The organism is Pseudomonas sp., assembly GCF_051660785.1.
Lineage (GTDB): Bacteria > Pseudomonadota > Gammaproteobacteria > Pseudomonadales > Pseudomonadaceae > Aquipseudomonas.
Genome location: NZ_JBOFQE010000079.1, coordinates 1 through 15,618, shown reverse-complemented (window position 1 = coordinate 15,618; position 15,618 = coordinate 1). Strand labels below are relative to the sequence as shown.

The window sequence follows — 15,618 nt, the reverse complement described above, 5'->3', positions numbered from 1 at the left end:
CACTTATTCATCAGGAGAGGGCATGCGCGATTACAAGTGGCTGCACGAATACTGTCTGAACCGCTTCGGCTCGGCAGCTGAACTGGAAGCCCATCTGCCCGTTCCCAAGACCCCGGCGCAATTGCGCAAGATCAGCGATGACCGCTACCTCTCGACCATGGCGCTGCGGGTGTTTCGCGCCGGGCTCAAGCACAGCCTGGTGGACGCCAAGTGGCCGTCGTTCGAAGAAGTGTTTTTCAAGTTCGACCCGGAAAAGGTCGTGCTGATGAGCGCCGAACACCTTGAGCGCCTGATGCAGGACGCGCGGATCATCCGCCACTTGGGCAAGCTCAAGAGCGTGCCGCGCAATGCGCAGTTCGTGCTGGATGTGGCGCATGAGAAGGGCAGCTTTGGCGAATTGATTGCCGATTGGCCGGTCACCGATATCGTCGGGCTGTGGACCTTCCTGAAAAAGCGCGGCCATCAATTGGGCGGGTTGTCGGCACCGCGCTTCCTGCGCATGGTCGGCAAGGACACGTTCGTGCCGAGCTACGACGTGGTCGCAGGGCTGAACGCGCAGAAGATCGTCGACAAGGTGCCGACCAGTTTGCGCGACCTGGCGTTGGTGCAGGATGTGTTCAACCAGTGGCATGAACAGAGTGGCGGGCGGGCGATGAGCCAGATTTCGATGATGCTGGCCTATACCGTCAACCATTAAGACCGAGTTGCGGCAATCGCCAGCAGGCTGGCTCCCACATTGGATCTGTGTCGTTCACAAAACCCCTGTGGGAGCTAGCCTGCTAGCGATTGCAATCTGTCAGGCGGCGGAGATCTCGCCCTCGCCAGCCAATTTGCGATTCAACTGAAACCGCCACCGCACATACAACAGCGCCGAGCAAAACACCGCCAGGCTCGCGCCCATCTCCAGCAAGCCAAACAGCTGCCGGTTCGGGTCATACGCGGCCAGTGCGCCCTTGATGAAATACAGGTTCACCACAAAACACATCCACGAATGCCCGCGCGCGCTGCCGATGATCATCCCCGGCGCCAGTAACAGCAGCGGCACCAGTTCGATCAGCAAAATCACCCATGGCCGCGCACCATGCAGGTCGGCAAACACCAGGTAATAGGCGCACAGCAGCCCCACCAGCCCGAAAAAGCACAAAAGGCTGATCACGCGCATTGCCCGGACTCGCGGTTCGAGCCACTCGATGGAAGGCAGAATCTTCGGCTTTTTCGCCACGTCAGTTCCCCAGCTTTTGCGCAGTCTTCGCCAGACGCAGGCCCAAGGCCCGGCACAGCGCGACTTCGTGTTCATTCAAACCCTGTTTACCATCCGCCCCGGCGTGATGACTTGCGCCATACGGCGTGCCGCCGCCACGGGTTTCCAGCAGCGCCGATTCGCTGTAGGGCAGGCCGGTGATCAGCATGCCGTGGTGCAACAACGGCAACATCATCGACAGCAGGGTGGTTTCCTGACCGCCGTGCAGGCTCGCGGTGGAGGTGAACACGCCGGCCGGTTTGCCCACCAAGGCGCCCGTCAGCCAAAGATTGCTGGTGCCGTCGAGGAAGTATTTGAGCGGCGCGGCCATGTTTCCGAAGCGGGTCGGGCTACCCATCGCCAGGCCTGCGCAGTTCTTCAGGTCGTCGAGGCTGGCGTACAGCGCGCCTTCGTCGGGAATGTCCGGCGACACGGCTTCGCATTCCGTGGAAATCGGCGGAACCGTGCGCAGACGCGCTTCCATCCCGGCCTGCTCGACGCCACGGGCAATCTGCCGGGCCATCTCGTTGGTCGAGCCGCTGCGGCTGTAATACAGAACCAGAATGTACGGTGTACTCACGGCAGCAACTCCAGCACATTCTCCGGCGGACGGCCGATGATGGCTTTGTCGCCGACTTCGAGAATCGGACGCTCCATGAGTTTCGGATTGGCGGCGATGGCGGCGATCAATTGCGCCTCGCTTAGGCTGCTGTCGGCCAGGTTGAGGTTTTTGTACTCGTCCTCGCCGGTGCGCAGCAGTTGCCGGGCGCTGATGCCGAGCTTTATCAGCAGGCTCTGGATTTGCGTGGCATCCAGCGGGGTTTCCAGGTAGCGGACCACGGTCGGCGTCAGGCCACGGGCTTCCAGCAGTTCGAGCGCACCGCGGGATTTCGAGCAGCGCGGATTGTGATAAAGCGTCAGATCGGTCATGTGCGGGTCGCATCTTGCGTAAGGTGGCGGCTATTCTAACTGTGCAGCGCGTAATCCAGAACCTCGGGAGGCGATGGGTCGCAGGCGCATTCAATTTTGAACAAGGATTACGACATGACAAGACGACTGGCAGCGGCATTGGCGATCATGGGTGCGTTGATGCTGGGGGGCTGCGGCAACGACTATGGCATCGACCAGAACGGCCACAAAGTCGCCGCCGAACGTCTGGACAAACAATGGGTGGTGCTCAACTACTGGGCCGAATGGTGTGGCCCGTGCCGGACCGAGATTCCAGAGTTGAATGTGCTGGCCGATCAGTTGAAGGACAAGAAGATAGGTGTGTTCGGGGTCAATTTCGACAATGTGCAGGGGGAAGAGCTGAAAAGCGCCAGTGAGAAACTGGGGATCAAGTTCACCGTGCTGGCGTCGGACCCGGCGGATCTTTTCGAGTTGCCGCGCAGCGAGGCGTTGCCGGTGACCTACATCATCGATAACAAGGGCAAAGTTCGGGAACAGTTGATGGGCGAGCAGACTGCGGCGGGGGTGATGGAGAAGCTTAAGGCGTTGCAGGCGAAGAACTGAAGGGGCGAGTTTTCTTGAGTTATGTGGTGGATTTTAGATCCACCCCTCACCCTAACCCTCTACCCAGAGGGTAGAGGGGACTAACCGAGTTGTTCTTAGAGCCACATCGACCTGAAATATCGAGTTGAACTTGAGTTCTGAAAAGCCCCCGATCGGCTCCCTTCCCCCTCTCCCCTATGGGGAGAGGGTTGGGGTGAGGGGTGGATCTAACTGAAGAAATACTTCCAACAGCCAATCAACCCTCTTCCAGCCACCAACGCAACGGCTTGCCTTGCGCCGGCCAGAAGCGCATCTGCTCGATCGGCGACACATCCCAGCGCTGCACGTTTTCCAAGGCCTGCATGAAGCGCTTTTCCTGCTCCATCACGGCCGGCGCGCACATTTTGCGGGTGCTGCCGATCTTGCCGAAGCTCAGCTTGTCGCCTTCCAGCGTGTACGGCGCGAACCAATGATTGCAGCCGCCGTTGCCGTAGGCCCGACCGTCCTCACCGAGGGTGATGGTCAGGTGGCTGTAGTCCATCAACGGACGCTCGCCGATCCATTCAAGAATGTAGCTGCGGTTTTGTTGCAATTTCACCGGCTCGGCGGCGCAGCCCAGCAGGCTGGCACCGACCAGGGCGGTCAGGGCGAGGCGTTTCATCACGCGGGCTCCTGGCATTTCGGGCACAGGTGCTTCTCGCCAACGGTGGTCCAGCCCAGTTCGGCAATGCGCGCGGTGGCGGCAGGCTTTTCAGCCTTGTTGCCCAGCTTGGCGTCGACCGCGAATTCGAAGCTCAGCTCTTTGGCGCAGCTGTCGCAGTTGACTTTCCAGGTGTGGATCGCCAATTCGCCGAACACCGGACCACTGGCCACCGCGACCCATTGGCCGGGCGGGTTGATCAAGTGGCGAACCGTTTCCACGGTCAGGCGCATGGACAAGTCCTTGGCACCCTTGAGGGTCACGACCAGCACGTCATTGTTACGAATCGAGCCGCCGTTGCCGGTGACTTGATAACGCCCCGGCACGAGGGCGCGGCATTCGGTGAGGGTGTGTTGCGGGTTCATCAGGTTGTAGCGGAAATCGTGTTCGACCATGGGTCCTCCAAATATGCGCGGTATGCTATCACGGGCCTGCACGCAGCATGGCGCGGGCAGATGACCTTCGATCTGGTTCAAATTACCGACCGACTCATGGCACACTGCCGCTTTTGCATTTCTAGGGAACGGACATGGCGTTAATCGAATGTTATGAGTGCAAGCAAAGCATCAGCTCCACGGCGCCTGCTTGCATTCATTGCGGTGCACCGACAAGAACGGTGCAAGCGTCTACGTCGACGGCAGCGCCTGCGCAGGCACCCCTTTCTTTCGGGCGTTTACCGGCCGATGAAAAAGTGGCCCGGGTGACCCCGGCCGCGTTTGGACGTAAACGTAAAACCGAAGTCACGGCCGAGACGGCGGCGCCGTTGTCCTCGCCGATGCCCGCCTCCAACGGCGTGCGTCCGGTGGAGCTGTGGCTGAAGCTGATGATTTTCTTTCTGCCGCCGTTTTTTGTCTGGTTCCTGCTGCGTCGCGGGCATACGCTTGGGCAACGCTTGCTGGGTTTCGGCTGGCTGGGCCTGATGATCGTCTTGTCCAAAGCCTGATCGGCTCAGCCCTCGACCCGATTCTGCGGCGTGTCGGCGGCCCAGGCAGCGATGTTCTGCAGGGTCGTCGTGGCAATCGCGTCCAGGGCTTCGCGCGTCAGGAAAGCCTGGTGCGCGGTGATGATCACGTTCGGAAAGGTCAGCAACCGCGCCAGCACATCGTCCTGCAGCGGCAGGTCGGAGCGGTCCTCGAAGAACAGCTGCGCTTCCTCTTCATAGACATCCAGCCCCAGATAACCCAACTGGCCGTCCTTCAACGCGTCGATCAGTGCCGGCGTGTCCACCAGACCGCCACGCCCGGTGTTGATCAGCATCGCGCCGGGCTGCATGTGTGCCAGTGATTCGCGGTTGATCAGGTGTTTGCTCTGCTCGTTGAGCGGGCAGTGCAGGCTGATGATCTGCGACTCGGCAAGCAGCTCCGGCAGGCTCAGATAGCGAGCGCCGAGGGCTTCGACTTGCGGGTTGGGGTAGGGGTCATAAGCCAGCAACCGGCAGCCGAAACCGTTCATGATTTTCGCGAAGGTCGCGCCGATCTGCCCGGTGCCAACCACGCCGACGGTCTTGCCCACCAGGTCGAAACCGGTCAGGCCGTGCAGGCTGAAATCCCCTTCGCGGGTGCGGTTGTAGGCGCGGTGCAGACGACGGTTGAGCGCCAGGATCAACGCCACCGCGTGTTCGGCCACCGCGTGCGGCGAGTAGGCCGGGACCCGCACAACCGAAAGCCCCAACAACTTCGCCACCGCCAGATCGACATGGTTGTAGCCGGCCGAACGCAAGGCAATCAAGCGTGTGCCACCCGCAGCCAGACGTTCCAGCACCGGGGCGCTCAAGTCATCATTGATGAACGCACAGACCACTTCGTGATACTCCGCCAACGCCACCGTATCAAGGCTCAGCCGCGCCGGTTGAAAGTGCAACTCGATACCGGCGGGCAGCTTGGCGCCGAGAAAACTGTCGCGGTCGTAGGTCTGGCTGCTGAAAAGAATCGTGCGCATACGGTCCTCCTGGATAAACCGGTCACGCTCTTATGTAGCAGCTGGCGAAGCCCTGTGGGAGCGAGCCTGCTCCGGGCGGCGTTCCGACGATGACAGAGTGTCAGTCGACATTTGTGTTGCCTGACCCACCGCAATCGCGAGCAGGCTCGCTCCCACTGGGCTTCGCCAGCTGCTACAGAGCCCGGTGAGTTTAGCGGTTATGCTTTGGGCACCATTGCGCTGCATCAAGCGTTTATTCGGGCATGGGCGGCCAGGCGATTGATCGCCCGGTCGAGTTCTTCCAGCGCGCCGGGGGCTTTCGGGTCTTGTTGCTTGAGCAGGGTTTCGCTGCGCTGGCAGGCGGCGCGCAGTTGCGGGACGCCGCAATAGCGGGTTGCGCCGTGCAGCCGGTGGACGCGCTCGATCAGGGCGTTATGGTCATTGGTTTCCCGGGCCAGGCGAATCGCCTCGCGGTCGGCTTCCAGCGAGGCCAGCAACATCGCCAGCATGTCCGCTGCCAGATCGGCCTTGCCGGCGGCCAGGCGCAAGCCTTCGTCGTGGTCGAGCACCTGCAATTCATGAGCGCCGGCATGGCTGTCGCTGGAGCGCTCCGGCCCGTGATTGCGCAACGCCAGGCCGGTCCACTTCAACACCACCTGGGCCAGTTGCCGTTCGCTGATCGGTTTGGTCAGGTAGTCGTCCATGCCGCTTTGCAGCAGCGCGCGTTTTTCGTTGGCCATGGCGTGGGCGGTGAGGGCGACGATCGGCAGCGGCGTGCAATGCCGCTCGCTTTCCCACTGACGAATCGCCTCGGTGCTTTGACGCCCGTCCATGCCGGGCATTTGCACGTCCATCAACACCAGGTCAAAGGTTTCGCTCTGTACCGCTTTGACCGCCGCGTAACCGCTTTCCACTGCGAGTACCTTGGCGCCCATGTCTTCGAGCAGGGTTTGCACCAGCAGCAGGTTGGCCGGGTTATCGTCGACACACAGCACTTTTGGTGCGCGGCTGGAAACCGGTTCGCCGGGTTCGCTGCGCTGCTGGCGCGGGTTGACCAGATCGGACAATGCCCGACGCAACTTGCGGGTGCAGGCCGGTTTGGCCTGAAGCTGACTGTGCGGGTTGGGCACCGAGAGGTGGAACAGCGTCTGTTCGGTGGTCGGGCACAGCACCAACACTTTGCAGCCCAAGTGCTCGAGGTCCCAGATGTGCTGGTTGAGGCGCTCCGGCGGCATGTCGTTGCTGGTGATGCCGAGCACCGCCAGATCGATCGCCTGATCGGTCTGGTGCGCCCCGGTCACGCCATTGGCCAGGCTTTCCAGGGTATTGAACGGTGTCACGACCAGGCCGCAATCTTCCAGTTGATGCTGCAAGGCCTGACGCGCCAGTTCATGGTTTTCCAGCACCGCCACGCGGCGCCCGAGCAGCGGTGGGGCGGGAAGGTCTTCAGCGTCGTCGCGGGTCTTGGGCAGGCTCAGGCTGATCCAGAACTCCGAACCTTCGCCCGGCGTGCTGTCGACGCCGATTTCGCCGCCCATCTGTTCGATCAGGCGCTTGGAAATCACCAGCCCCAAACCGGTGCCACCGGGCTGACGGGACAGCGAATTGTCGGCCTGGCTGAACGCCTGGAACAGAGCGCGCACGTCCTGGTTCGACAGGCCGATGCCGGTGTCCTGAATGCTGATGCGCAGTTGCACGCTGTCTTCGTGTTCTTCTTCAAGCATGGCCCGGGCAACGATCGTGCCTTCGCGGGTGAACTTGATCGCGTTGCTCACCAGGTTCGTGAGGATCTGCTTGAGTCGCAGCGGATCGCCCACCAGCGACAACGGCGTGTCGCGATACACCAGGCTCACCAATTCAAGCTGTTTGGCGTGGGCGGCCGGGGCGAGGATGGTCAGCGTGTCCTGCAACAGGTCGCGCAGATTGAACGGAATATTGTCGAGCACCAGTTTGCCGGCCTCGATTTTCGAAAAATCGAGGATCTCGTTGATGATTCCCAGCAGGCTGTCGGCAGACTTTTCGATGGTGCCCAGGTAGTCGAGCTGGCGCGGGGTCAGCTCGCTTTTTTGCAGCAGGTGCGTGAAGCCGAGGATGCCGTTGAGCGGCGTGCGGATTTCATGGCTCATGTTGGCCAGGAATTCGGATTTGATCCGGCTCGCTTCCAGGGCTTCCTTGCGCGCCAGGTCCAGTTCGATGTTCTGGATTTCGATGGTTTCCAGGTTCTGGCGCACGTCTTCGGTGGCCTGGTCGACGCTGTTCTGCAATTCTTCCTGAGCGTTCTGCAACGTGCCGGCCATGCGGTTGATGCCGGACGCGAGCTCATCCAGTTCCTGACTGCCAAGGGGCGGCAGGCGGGTTTCCAGATGCCCGTCCTTGAGTTGCGCCACCGCCAGTTTGATCTGGCTGATCGGCCGGTTGATGGTCCGGCCCATGCGCAAGGCGAGCAACGCCGCGCCGGCCAGGCCCGCGCCGATCAGCAGCAGGCTGGCGAACAGGCTGCGGTAACCGCGCAGCAGCATGCCGTTGTGGGACAGTTCGAGCTCGACCCAGCCCAGCAGGCGCTCGGCTTCATCCGGGATCAAATCGCCCGCGAGGTTGCGGTGCTTGCCGAATACCGGCAGCAGATAACGCGTCGCATCGTTGCCACTGCGGCGCAGCATCTGGGAGCCACTGCCCATCGGAGCCGGGTTGAGCATGGTCGGGCCGGCGTGGGCCACGGGCGTGCGGTCGGGAGCAAGGAAGGTTACCGCGCGTACGTCCGCTGTTTCCAGCGACTGGGTGGCGATGCGCTCCAGCAGCTCATTGTCTTTGTGGCCCATGGCCGGGGCCACCAAGGGTGCGAGCTGTTCGGCGATCATCTCACCGCGCTGCATCAATTGGGTTTGTAGGTCGGATTGCTGCGTCCAGGTGAAATAGCCGCCCAGAACCAGCGCCATCAGAGTGGTCGGCAACAGGGTCAGCAACAGCACGCGGCCTTTAATTCCCAGTTTCTTGAGCACGCATCTCTCCTGCATCCAGCTATTGATTGACCTGCGCGTACGTCCGGCACGCGCCACCGGGCCAGTGTAGCGATTTGCAGGCAGGCAATCTTCGTAAAATTGATGTCGTCATTCGTCGGCCGGACCAGCGCTTTTGCGCCATGGGCAAACCTTGGGTTGCCCATCGGCAGGCAATCTTGAATAATCGCCAACTGAGAATTATTTGCAGATACTCATGACTCCCATCTCTGTTGGCCATCCCCGCATCCTGTCCATCGAAGACGACCTGGTCCTCGGTGCTTATGTGCACGAGCATTTAGGCCGTTGCGGTTTTCAGGTGACCTGGTGCCAGAACGGGCAGGAAGGCCTGGACATTGCCCGTCAGCAGTCCTTCGACGTGGTGTTGATGGATATTTTGCTGCCGGGACTGAACGGGTTGAACGTGCTGACGCAATTGCGCCAGAGCCATTCGACCCCGGTGGTATTGATGTCAGCGCTGGGCGCCGAGGCCGATCGCATCAGCGGTTTTCGCCTGGGGGCCGATGATTACCTGCCCAAACCCTTCAGCATCGCCGAATTGCGGGTGCGCATCGAGGCGATCCTGCGCCGGGTGGCGCTCGACCGTCGGCCGGAGCCGGCAGCGGTCGCGTCCCCGGTCGACAGCCTGCGTTTCGATGACGAACTCTGCGAGGTTTTCTACAGCGAACACGCCGCCGGCCTGACCCGCAGTGAGTATCGATTGCTGGAAACACTGAATCGCAATGGCGACGAAGTGCTGAGCAAAGCCTTCCTTTATCAGCATGTGCTGCAACGCGGTTACGCCGCCCATGACCGCAGCCTCGACATGCACATCAGCCAGATCCGCCGCAAACTCAAAAGCATCGGCTACACCGAGCGGGAAGTGCGTACGGTCTGGGGCAAGGGTTACGTATTGAGTGCGGCCGATGAAATGGTCTGACCTGCCAGGCCGGCACTCGCTGTTCTGGAAACTGGCCTGTCTGTTGGTAGCGTTCTGTCTGCTGATGATCTGGTTGAGCTGGTCCTGGGGCCGCTACATGGAGGAACGAAACCAGTTCCTCTCGGATCAGGCCCGAGGCACGCTGACGGGGTATGCCGCCGAGGCCGAACAGGCGTGGCGTCAGGGGCAGAGCGAGGGGGTTGATGCCTGGCTGCAAGGTATGAAACAGCGCGAGACAGGCTGGGTTGGCGTCATTGGCGGTGATTTGCAGTCGTTGAGCAGCCTGCCGCTGACGGACAAGGAAATCGAACACCTGACTTTTCTGCGCGGCCTGGATTGGCCTATTCACAAGAAACGCCTGCCGTGGCTGCGCGTGCCGTTCCCCGGTGATTCCTACGCCGGCAGCCTGGTCATCGAACTGCCCCAGCGCTTCATGCCCGGACAATATCGGGTGTTCTGGCGCGTGATCACCAACGGCATCATCCCGGGATTGTTCACGCTGCTGCTGTGCGTCGGTCTGTATCGGCTGCTGGTTGTGCCATTGAACAGCCTGCGCGAACAAGCCAATGCCTGGCGCGCCGACCAGCTGAGCGTGCGCGTGTCGAGCAGCACCACCAATCGCACGGATGAACTCGGTGAACTGGGCCGGGCTTTCGACCACATGGCCGAGCGCCTGCAAAGCACCGTGGCCCTGCAACAGCAATTGCTGCGCGACCTGTCCCATGAACTGCGTACGCCGCTGAGTCGTCTGCGGGTTGCCAGCGAAAGTGAGCAAGGGCTGGCGCAGTTGCGCGAGCGCATTGGCCGGGAAGTCGATGGCATGCAGCGGCTGGTAGAAGATACGCTGCAATTGGCCTGGCTCGACACCGAACGCGCGCCTTTACCCGACGAAGCGATTCAGGTCCAGGCACTGTGGGAAATGCTCACCGAAAACGCCTGCTATGAAAGCGGCTGGCCGGCGAGCCAGTTGCAGTGCGTGGTGGATTCTTCGTGCTGGGTGCGGGGCAATCTCAACACCTTGGCACAGGCGCTGGAAAACATTCTGCGCAATGCCATTCGTCATTCACCGAGCGGCGGCATCGTGCGGCTCGGTGGTCAGCGTGACGGCGACTTCTGGCATTTGTGGCTGGAGGATGAGGGCGGCGGGGTGGCTGAGGCGGATCTTGAGCGGATCTTCTGTCCGTTCATTCGGCTCGATGGTTCGCGCCCGGGGGATGGCGGTTTCGGGTTGGGATTGAGCATTGCCAGGAATGCGGTGAAACGTCAGGGCGGGAGTCTTTGGGCTGAGAATACCGAAGCGGGGTTGCGGCTGAATATGCGGTTAGTGGCTGAGATGGATAGCGTCAGCTATGACGCCATCGCGAGCAGGCTCGCTCCCACAGTGGATGTGTGTCGACCACAAATTGTGTAAGCAATCCCGCACCCCTGTGGGAGCGAGCCTGCTCGCGATGAGGCCTGTCGGGTCACCATCAAGTAAATGTCGCACCACCGGTGCGACAATTCCTTGGCCGCACCCTGATCATCGTTGCTTATTCCCATAAGCCATAAGCACCGCACTTTGCGTGATATGGCCTGCGCGGGTTTGCCGGTATGATAGGCGCCCCCGCAGTCTGGATTGCGAATACGCCATGACCTTGCAGTACCCAACCATCGCCGATTGCGTCGGCAACACTCCGCTGGTCCGTTTGCAGCGCCTGCCTGGCGCCACCAGCAATACCCTTTTGCTCAAGCTCGAAGGGAATAACCCGGCGGGTTCGGTCAAGGACCGGCCGGCGCTGTCGATGATCACCCGCGCTGAATTGCGCGGGCAGATCCACGCCGGCGATACGCTGATCGAAGCGACCTCGGGTAACACCGGTATTGCGCTGGCGATGGCTGCCGCGATCAAGGGTTACAAGATGATCCTGATCATGCCGGACAACTCCAGCGCCGAACGCAAAGCCGCGATGACGGCCTATGGCGCCGAGCTGATTCTGGTCACCCAGGAAGAAGGCATGGAAGGCGCGCGCGACCTCGCCCAGCGAATGGAAGCTGAAGGCCGTGGCAAGGTGCTGGATCAGTTCGCCAACGGGGACAATCCCGAGGCGCACTACACCACCACCGGCCCGGAAATCTGGCGCCAGACCGAGGGCACCATCACTCATTTCGTCAGTTCGATGGGCACCACCGGCACCATCATGGGCGTCTCGCGCTACTTGAAAGAGCAGAACGACAACGTGCAGATCATCGGCCTGCAACCGATGGAAGGCTCGGCGATTCCGGGCATCCGTCGCTGGCCGCAGGAATACCTTCCGAAGATCTATCAGGCCGACCGCGTGGACCGCATCGTCGACATGGCGCAAAGCGAAGCCGAAGACGTGACTCGTCGTCTGGCCCGCGAAGAAGGCATCTTCTGCGGCGTGTCCTCGGGCGGTGCCGTGGCAGCGATGCTGCGCCTGTCCAAAGAAGTTGAAAACGCAGTGATCGTCGCGATCATCTGCGACCGTGGCGACCGTTACTTGTCGACCGGCATTTTCGACGCGCCCAACTGATGGCCAAGCAAGAGAGAGGCCTGCGCTTCCAACCCACCGGTGGCAGCAAGGCACCGCAAATTCCGACCGGCAAAAAGCAGCGCTTGAGCATCGAGCGCCTGGCCAATGACGGTCGCGGTATCGCGTTTTTCGAAGGTCGCACCTGGTTCGTCATCGGCGCATTGGCCGGTGAAGAAGTCGAGGCGCGCGTGTTGGGTGCCCACGGCAAAGTGGTCGAGGCGCGCACCGAACGTGTGTTCCAGGCCAGCGAATTGCGTCGCCCGGCACCGTGCCCGCACGCCGGTCGTTGCGGTGGTTGCAGCGTGCAACATTTGCCGCACAGCGAACAACTGGCTCTCAAGCAACGCATGCTCGCCGAGCAACTGTCCAAGGTCGCGGGTGTCGAACCCCAAGAGTGGGCAGCGCCGTTGAGCGGTCCGGAATTCGGTTACCGTCGTCGCGCCCGAGTGGCGGTGCGTTGGGACATGAAAGCGAAGAAGCTCGAAGTCGGTTTCCGCGCGGCGGGCAGTCAGGACATCGTAGCAATCAACGAATGCACGGTGCTGGTCCAGCCGTTGCAGCCGATCATGACCCGCTTGCCGGAAATGCTGCGACGCTTGAGCAAACCTCAGGCCCTCGGGCATGTGGAATTGTTCGCCGGATCGTCGTTGGCGGTTTTGTTGCGGCACATTGCGCCGTTGTCGGACGCTGACCTGACGATCCTCAAGGATTTCTGCACGTTCCATGACGCCCAATTGTGGCTGCATGGGGACGGCGACCCGCAACCCGTCGAGGCCGATCAGTCGCTGGGTTATCGCCTGGAGCAGTGGGACTTGAACCTGGCGTATCGACCGGGGGATTTCATCCAGGTCAATGCCGGGGTCAACGAAGCGATGATTGCCCAGGCGCTGGACTGGTTGAAGCCGACAGCTGAGGAGCGGGTTCTCGATCTATTCTGTGGGTTGGGTAACTTTGCGTTGCCGCTGGCCAAAACGGTTCGCGAAGTGGTGGCGGTCGAAGGTGTGCAGGCGATGGTCGAGCGGGCAGCCGCGAACGCCGCTAGCAACAATCTTCATAATGCGACGTTTTTTCAGGCCGATTTATCCCAGCCTTTGTCCGATGCCGAATGGGCGCGCGAAGGCTTTTGTGCGGTACTCTTGGACCCACCGCGTGACGGTGCCTTCGAGGTCGTGCGCAAGCTGGCGTCCCTGGGTGCCAAGCGGTTGGTGTACGTGTCGTGCAACCCGGCAACGCTGGCGCGCGATACGGCGGAATTGATCAAGCAGGGCTACCGGTTAAAACGTGCCGGGATTCTCGATATGTTTCCTCAGACGGCACATGTCGAGGCCATGGCGTTATTTGAAGCGAGCCAGGACGGCTCGTCTGGTCCGACTGGCCGCCCGGGCAGCTCTCGCACTTAGCCCAGTGAGGGCCATCGGGCAATGAAGGTCAGCGATTTGACGCATTGAATCTGCGTCGTAGGGAAGGTAAGCAAGATGGTACAGGTGAGAGCACACCAGCCGATCAACACCGACGGCAGTATCAATCTCGAGGCTTGGCTCGATCATGCGGTCAGTGTCGATCTGGCACTGGATCGCGAAGCCTTGAAGGAAGCGTGCGAGTTTGCTCGCGCGGCTGAACAACAGGCCAATGCGGCGAAGAATCTATGGTCTGAAGGGACCTCGAGTTTCCGCACGGGCCTTGAGATCGCCGAGATTCTCGCCGACCTCAAACTGGATCAGGATTCGTTGGTCGCGGCGGTCTTGTACCGTGGCGTGCGCGAAGGTCAGATCGAACTGCCGGCGGTCAGCCAGCGCTTCGGTCCGGTGGTCGCCAAACTCATCGACGGCGTGTTGCGCATGGCGGCGATCAGCGCCAGCCTGAGCCCCCGTCAATCGCTGGTGCTGGGCACCCAGGGCCAGGTGGAAAACCTGCGCAAAATGCTCGTGGCCATGGTCGACGACGTGCGCGTCGCGCTGATCAAGCTGGCCGAACGCACCTGCGCGATCCGTGCGGTGAAAACCGCCGACGACGAGAAGCGCAACCGCGTTGCCCGTGAAGTCTTCGACATTTACGCGCCGCTCGCTCACCGTCTCGGCATCGGTCATATCAAATGGGAACTGGAGGATTTGTCCTTCCGTTACCTCGAGCCCGATCAATACAAGCAGATCGCCAAGTTGCTCCACGAGCGGCGTCTGGATCGCGAGCGTTTCATCGCCGATGTGATGAACCAGCTGAAAGTCGAATTGCAGGCCACCGGCGTCGATGCCGACATCAGCGGCCGGGCCAAACACATCTATTCGATCTGGCGCAAAATGCAGCGCAAGGGTCTGGAGTTCAGCCAGATCTACGACGTGCGCGCCGTGCGCGTGCTGGTGCCGGAAATGCGCGATTGCTACACCGCGCTGGGCATCGTCCACACCTTGTGGCGGCACATCCCCAAAGAATTCGACGACTACATCGCCAACCCGAAAGAGAACGGCTACCGCTCGCTGCACACCGCAGTGATCGGCCCCGAGGGCAAGGTGCTGGAAGTGCAGATCCGCACTCATTCCATGCACGAAGAAGCCGAGCTGGGCGTATGCGCGCACTGGCGTTACAAGGGCACCGACGTCAAGTCCGGCTCCAATCACTACGAAGAGAAAATCTCCTGGCTGCGTCAGGTCCTCGAGTGGCATGAAGAGCTGGGCGACATCGGTGGACTGGCCGAACAGCTGCGGGTCGATATCGAGCCGGACCGGGTTTACATCTTTACCCCGGACGGTCATGCCATCGACCTGCCGAAGGGCGCGACACCCCTGGACTTCGCCTACCGCGTGCACACCGAAATCGGTCACAACTGCCGTGGCGCGAAGATCAACGGACGCATCGTACCGCTCAACTACAGCCTGCAAACCGGTGAGCAGGTCGAGATCATCACCAGCAAGCACGGCACGCCGAGCCGCGACTGGCTGAACCCGAACCTGGGTTACATCACCACCTCGCGAGCGCGGGCGAAGATCGTTCACTGGTTCAAATTGCAGGCCCGCGATCAGAACGTCGCGGCCGGTAAAACCTTGCTCGAACGCGAGCTCAGTCGCCTTGGCTTGCCAGCGGTGGACTTCGACAAGCTGGCCGACAAGGCCAACATGAAGACCGCCGAGGACATGTACGCCGCGTTGGGTGCAGGCGATTTGCGCCTGGCGCAACTGGTGAACCTGGCGCAGCAACTGGTCGAGCCGGAACGCGGCAACGAGCAGCTGGAACTGATCCCGCGCAAAGCCACCGGCTACAAACCGGGCAAGCGTGGTGACATTCAGATTCAGGGTGTGGGCAACCTGATGACGCAAATGGCCGGTTGCTGCCAGCCGTTGCCGGGCGACGCCATCGTTGGTTACATCACCCAGGGCCGCGGCGTGAGCATTCACCGTCAGGACTGCGCCTCGGTGTTGCAGCTGGCGGGGCGCGAGCCGGAGCGGATCATTCAGGTCAGCTGGGGCCCGGTGCCGGTGCTCACTTATCCGGTGGACATCATCATCCGCGCCTACGACCGGTCCGGTCTGCTGCGTGACGTTTCGCAGGTGCTGCTCAACGAGCGGATCAACGTGCTGGCGGTCAACACCCGCTCGAACAAAGAGGACAACACCGCGCTGATGTCCCTGACCATCGAGATTCCGGGGCTGGATGCACTGGGTCGGTTACTGGGGCGGATTTCCCAGTTGCCGAACATCATCGAAACCCGACGTAACCGTACGCCTTGATGATGACCAATGTGGGAGCTGGCCTGCCAGCGATGCAGGCACCTCGATCTTTCAGTAGAGTCGAGGTGATGCCATCGCTGGCAG

The 15,618-nt window shown here is 61.3% G+C and carries 15 protein-coding genes; 8 read left to right on the top strand and 7 right to left on the bottom strand.

The genetic code is table 11. The features are described 5' to 3' along the window. Window positions 1–22: 22 nt before the first annotated feature. Entirely contained in the window at window positions 23–697 is a 675-nt protein-coding gene (locus ACRC4F_RS20995) for a DNA-3-methyladenine glycosylase I (protein ID WP_438661067.1), read from the top strand. A 99-nt stretch (window positions 698–796) separates the two neighbouring features. Here the strand turns inward: ACRC4F_RS20995 and ACRC4F_RS20990 are convergent, their stop codons facing one another. From ACRC4F_RS20990 to arsC, 3 genes are read right to left on the bottom strand one after another with little or no spacing between them, the layout of a single operon-like run. Next, entirely contained in the window at window positions 797–1,222 is a 426-nt protein-coding gene (locus ACRC4F_RS20990) for a DUF2069 domain-containing protein (RefSeq protein WP_438661066.1), read from the bottom strand. A gap of 1 nt (window position 1,223) precedes the next feature. After that, on the bottom strand, window positions 1,224–1,820 hold the full coding sequence (gene wrbA / locus ACRC4F_RS20985; RefSeq protein WP_438661065.1) for an NAD(P)H:quinone oxidoreductase: 597 nt from the start codon (window positions 1,818–1,820) through the stop codon (window positions 1,224–1,226). Further along, window positions 1,817–2,170: an arsenate reductase (glutaredoxin) gene (arsC, locus tag ACRC4F_RS20980; RefSeq protein ID WP_438661064.1), complete on the bottom strand. Its 354-nt coding sequence runs from the start codon at window positions 2,168–2,170 to the stop codon at window positions 1,817–1,819. Before arsC ends, wrbA begins: the two co-directional genes overlap by 4 nt. Window positions 2,171–2,284: 114 nt before the next feature. Between arsC and ACRC4F_RS20975 the strand changes: the two genes are divergently transcribed. Next, complete coding sequence (locus ACRC4F_RS20975) at window positions 2,285–2,752, top strand: TlpA disulfide reductase family protein (protein ID WP_438661063.1); 468 nt, start codon at window positions 2,285–2,287, stop codon at window positions 2,750–2,752. A gap of 235 nt (window positions 2,753–2,987) precedes the next feature. On the opposite strand, the gene ACRC4F_RS20970 is transcribed toward ACRC4F_RS20975, so the two are convergent. Continuing rightward, the gene (locus ACRC4F_RS20970; RefSeq protein WP_438661062.1) at window positions 2,988–3,392 is read right to left on the bottom strand and encodes an META domain-containing protein; all 405 of its coding nucleotides are present in this window, start codon (window positions 3,390–3,392) and stop codon (window positions 2,988–2,990) included. Further along, window positions 3,392–3,826 carry a hypothetical protein gene (locus ACRC4F_RS20965; protein ID WP_131060340.1) on the bottom strand — a complete coding sequence of 145 codons (435 nt, stop codon included), beginning with the start codon at window positions 3,824–3,826 and terminating at the stop codon, window positions 3,392–3,394. The genes ACRC4F_RS20970 and ACRC4F_RS20965 overlap by 1 nt, the downstream gene beginning before the upstream one ends. A gap of 134 nt (window positions 3,827–3,960) precedes the next feature. On the opposite strand from ACRC4F_RS20965, the gene ACRC4F_RS20960 reads away from it, so the two are divergent. Next, a complete protein-coding gene (locus tag ACRC4F_RS20960; RefSeq protein WP_438661061.1) occupies window positions 3,961–4,374 on the top strand; it encodes a hypothetical protein in 414 nt (137 codons plus the stop codon). Between the two features lie 5 nt (window positions 4,375–4,379). On the opposite strand, the gene ACRC4F_RS20955 is transcribed toward ACRC4F_RS20960, so the two are convergent. Both ACRC4F_RS20955 and ACRC4F_RS20950 read right to left on the bottom strand, forming a co-directional pair. Next, on the bottom strand, window positions 4,380–5,369 hold the full coding sequence (locus ACRC4F_RS20955; RefSeq protein ID WP_438661060.1) for a 2-hydroxyacid dehydrogenase: 990 nt from the start codon (window positions 5,367–5,369) through the stop codon (window positions 4,380–4,382). Between the two features lie 224 nt (window positions 5,370–5,593). Continuing rightward, window positions 5,594–8,347, bottom strand: coding sequence for a response regulator (locus ACRC4F_RS20950; protein ID WP_438661059.1), 2,754 nt, complete (start codon window positions 8,345–8,347; stop codon window positions 5,594–5,596). A 214-nt stretch (window positions 8,348–8,561) separates the two neighbouring features. Between ACRC4F_RS20950 and ACRC4F_RS20945 the strand changes: the two genes are divergently transcribed. The 5 genes from ACRC4F_RS20945 to relA all read left to right on the top strand — a co-directional run bounded on the left by ACRC4F_RS20945 (window position 8,562) and on the right by relA (window position 15,534). Next, window positions 8,562–9,284: a response regulator transcription factor gene (locus ACRC4F_RS20945; RefSeq protein ID WP_438661058.1), complete on the top strand. Its 723-nt coding sequence runs from the start codon at window positions 8,562–8,564 to the stop codon at window positions 9,282–9,284. Next, window positions 9,271–10,695, top strand: a complete 1,425-nt coding sequence (locus ACRC4F_RS20940) for a histidine kinase sensor domain-containing protein (RefSeq protein ID WP_438661057.1) — start codon at window positions 9,271–9,273, stop codon at window positions 10,693–10,695. The genes ACRC4F_RS20945 and ACRC4F_RS20940 overlap by 14 nt, the downstream gene beginning before the upstream one ends. 217 nt (window positions 10,696–10,912) lie before the next feature. Beyond that, entirely contained in the window at window positions 10,913–11,815 is a 903-nt protein-coding gene (gene cysM / locus ACRC4F_RS20935; protein ID WP_169374307.1) for a cysteine synthase CysM, read from the top strand. Then, window positions 11,815–13,215 carry a 23S rRNA (uracil(1939)-C(5))-methyltransferase RlmD gene (rlmD, locus tag ACRC4F_RS20930; RefSeq protein WP_438661056.1) on the top strand — a complete coding sequence of 467 codons (1,401 nt, stop codon included), beginning with the start codon at window positions 11,815–11,817 and terminating at the stop codon, window positions 13,213–13,215. The genes cysM and rlmD overlap by 1 nt, the downstream gene beginning before the upstream one ends. A 75-nt stretch (window positions 13,216–13,290) precedes the next feature. Then, window positions 13,291–15,534 carry a GTP diphosphokinase gene (gene relA / locus ACRC4F_RS20925; RefSeq protein WP_438661055.1) on the top strand — a complete coding sequence of 748 codons (2,244 nt, stop codon included), beginning with the start codon at window positions 13,291–13,293 and terminating at the stop codon, window positions 15,532–15,534. Window positions 15,535–15,618 lie beyond the last annotated feature (84 nt).